Here is a 3518-nt window from a genome sequence, read left to right as displayed (position 1 = left end):
GCAACGGGTTAAGGCTGGTGCAGAAAGTGATAAAAACCAATTAAGCCCCACAAACACGGGAGGTAAATTTTAAAAGGCCGGGAGTTCCCGGCCTTTTTTGTTTCTGTTTTTGCCTGTTTTCGCAAAAACAGGCCAAAAACAGAAACAGCGTCCTCCTTTTCCCCCATCAGGGGCAGCCTGACAGAATAGAGTTACCACATGTTTCTTAAGAACGCAAAAAAAATACCGCTCCTTATCACCTTCCTGTCAGGTAACTAGCAGTTCATTTAGTAAATTCGCAGGTTTTATTTCAATAATATGAAAATCATGAAATTTGGAGGCACCTCCGTAGGCTCTGCGGAGCGGATGGGTGCTGTCTCACAATTGATCCCTGCCCGGGAGCCGGTGATTGTGGTACTGTCAGCAATGTCTGGTACTACCAACCATCTGGTGCAGATTGGGCAACAGCTGGCGCAGGCAGAGAAAGCGCCAGCGGCATCTCTCACAGATCAACTGGAGCAACGCTATAAACAGGTGGTTGCCGAGTTATATAAACAGGAAGCATCTAAAGACAAGGCCAAACAGGTTTTATCTACCGTTTTTACTGATATTAGAACATGCCTTGAGCAGCCGTTTTCCCCCGCCATAGAAAAAATCATTCTGGCCCAGGGCGAACTGCTTTCTACCCAACTCTTCCAGATCTTTCAGGAAGAGCAGGGCATTGCCTCTGTCCTGCTTCCGGCGCTGGAGTTCATGAAAATCACCCAGGATGAAGAACCAGACATGGCCTTCATCAGGGAAAACATTCAGAAACAACTCGCCCAGTACCCAGACACCCACCTGTTCATTACCCAGGGCTATATCTGCCGGAACGCCAAGAATGAGATTGACAACCTGAAACGGGGCGGCAGCGACTACTCCGCCTCCCTCATTGGGGCAGCCGTGAAAGCCTCTGAGATCCAGATCTGGACAGACATTGACGGCATGCACAACAATGACCCCAGGGTGGTAAAGAATACGTACCCCATTGCAGAGCTTTCGTTTGACGAGGCAGCCGAGCTGGCGTACTTTGGCGCAAAGATTCTGCACCCCTCCAGCATTCTGCCTGCCCAGCAGCAGAATATTCCGGTAAGGTTATTAAATACCATGCAGCCAGAGGCCGCCGGTACCATCATCTCCTCCAAGCGAAGCGGCAACCAGATCAAAGCGGTGGCGGCCAAAGACGGCATCACCGCCATCAAGATCAAATCTAGCCGCATGTTGCTGGCCTATGGTTTCCTGCGCAGCGTGTTTGAAGTCTTTGAGCGTTTTAAACGCCTATTGATATGATCACCACCTCTGAGGTGGCCGTGTCCCTGACCATTGACAACCCTGCTTTCCTGCCAGAAATCACCGAGGTGCTGCAGCGTTTTGGCACGGTAGAGATTGACTCTGACCTGACCATCATTTGCGTGGTGGGTGACTTTATGGAAGACCGCCCGGGGGCCGCCCTCAAAGTGGTACAGTCGCTGCGCAACATCCCGCTCCGGATGATCTCATACGGCGGAAGCAAGAACAACATCAGCCTTTTGGTGAATACGGCGCAGAAAGAAGAGGCGCTCATCGCCATTAATGAGGGGGTGTTTCAGGAGAAGAAGGAGGCGAGCAATGCTTAAGGAGCAACTGCCGGCGTTTGCCCACCACCCAACCCCCTTCTACCTGTATGACCTGGAGCTGCTGAAAAAAACACTTTCTTCCGCCCGGGCGGAAGCCGAGCAATACGGCTATCACGTGCACTACGCCTTGAAAGCCAATGCCAACGCCCCTATTCTGGCAGAGATCCTGCAGCAAGGGTTTGGGGCCGACTGCGTGAGCGGGAATGAGGTAAAGCGGGCGCTGGAGGCTGGTTTTACCCCTGACCAGGTGGTGTTTGCCGGGGTAGGCAAATCAGATGCCGAAATCAACTTTGCCCTACAGGCGAATATTTTCTGCTTTAACTGCGAGTCAACCCAGGAGCTGGAGGTAATTCAGGAGCTGGCGGTGGCCCAGGGGAAGGTAGCCCAGGTGGCATTGCGCATCAACCCCAACGTAGATGCCTACACCCACAAGCACATCACCACCGGCCTGGAGGAAAACAAGTTCGGGATCAACCTATGGGAGCTGGAAAGCCTGCTGCCTAAGTTTGCGCAGTGGCCCAACCTGCAACTGATAGGGCTGCACTTTCACATTGGTTCCCAAATCACTGATCTGCGTGCGTATGAGAACCTCTGCGTGAGGGTAAATGAGATTCAGCAGTGGTTTGAGGAGCAAGGCATTCTATTTCCCCACTTAAATGTGGGGGGCGGCCTGGGGGTGAACTACCAGCAGCCAGAAGAACAGCCCATTCCCGACTTCAAAGAGTACTTCGGAATTTTCAACCGCCTGCTAGACAAGCGGGAAGGGCAGCAGGTGCATTTTGAACTGGGCAGGGCGCTGGTAGCCCAGGCGGGAACCCTGATCACCAAAGTCCTCTACATCAAGAACGGGCAGAAAACCAACTTTGCCATTCTGGATGCCGGCATGACCGAACTGATGCGCCCCGCGCTATACCAGGCGTACCACAAAATTGAGAACCTGACCAGTTCCCTTCCGGAGAAAACTTATGATGTGGTAGGTCCCATCTGCGAGTCTACAGATTGTTTCTCTAAAGAAGTGACACTCCCAGAGACCAAACGCGGTGACATCATGGCCATTAGAACAGCAGGTGCCTACGGCGAAGTCATGGCCAACCACTACAACCTCAGAGACACCGTTCAGTCCTTCTACCTGAGTTAGTACTTATTTTATTTCTTTTCCCTGTTTTGGAGCTGTTTTTTGAAAAACAGCTAAAACAGGGAAAAACATTTTTATATTTTGAATTCCCTGGCGGAAATACCAGAGAGAGGCTTCAGAAGCAATTCTTGAGTAGCGAAGCTGCGCTACGGGGCGGGAAAAGTATGAGCAAGGTTTTTCTAATGGCCATTGAAGCGTAAAAATCTAATTCACAGGTCTTATTGCGCTAGCAGCTCCCTCCAGTTGCACATTCATCTCTCCCATGAGTGATAATGGTTCCTAATCTTTATTCCAGATCAATGGTGTTGAAATGAATTGGAAAAGAGTGTCCACGTCAGTTTCAAGGGGAATTTATGTTACCCTAACCCTCTCCTAAAAATTCAGCATGTTCTGGCATGCGTGCCCTCCAGTGTCAACATCCCCCTTCGCCCCCTACCAAGGGGGGAGTATCGGAGTGAGTTCTGAGTCTTGAGTTATGAGTTCTGAGTACTTTCTTTTCATCTTAGGCACTTCAGTACGAAAGAAGCAGCAATGTCTGGTTTCGCTGCCGCGCCGCGAGGGCAGCCAGAGACCGCCCATCAGCTGTAGGCACGCGTCTGGAGACTCGCGCCAGCGCAGGGAGTATCAGGTAGCGTTAGAAGGCACGGAAGTAACTTCCGCGCCATAGGGGGAGAAAACGCCATTGTGTTTCTGGCCTGTTTCCATGAAACAGCAGACACAATGACTGTTTCAATCCTTCGACTGTTTCA

The 3518-nt window shown here is 51.2% G+C and carries 1 protein-coding gene and 1 pseudogene; both read left to right on the top strand.

The features are described 5' to 3' along the window. Positions 1-297 precede the first annotated feature (297 nt). Positions 298-1634 (top strand): annotated as a pseudogene (locus tag A8O25_RS22120) (aspartate kinase). Continuing rightward, positions 1627-2772 carry a diaminopimelate decarboxylase gene (gene lysA / locus A8O25_RS22115; RefSeq protein ID WP_066839807.1) on the top strand — a complete coding sequence of 382 codons (1146 nt, stop codon included), beginning with the start codon at positions 1627-1629 and terminating at the stop codon, positions 2770-2772. The pseudogene A8O25_RS22120 and the gene lysA overlap by 8 nt, the downstream one beginning before the upstream one ends. The last annotated feature ends 746 nt before the right edge of the window (positions 2773-3518 follow it).

Source organism: Rufibacter ruber, from assembly GCF_001647275.1.
GTDB classification, from domain to species: Bacteria; Bacteroidota; Bacteroidia; order Cytophagales; family Hymenobacteraceae; genus Nibribacter; species Nibribacter ruber_C.
The sequence above is the reverse complement of the archived record's forward strand: the minus strand, read 5'-3'. Positions and strand labels throughout refer to the sequence as shown.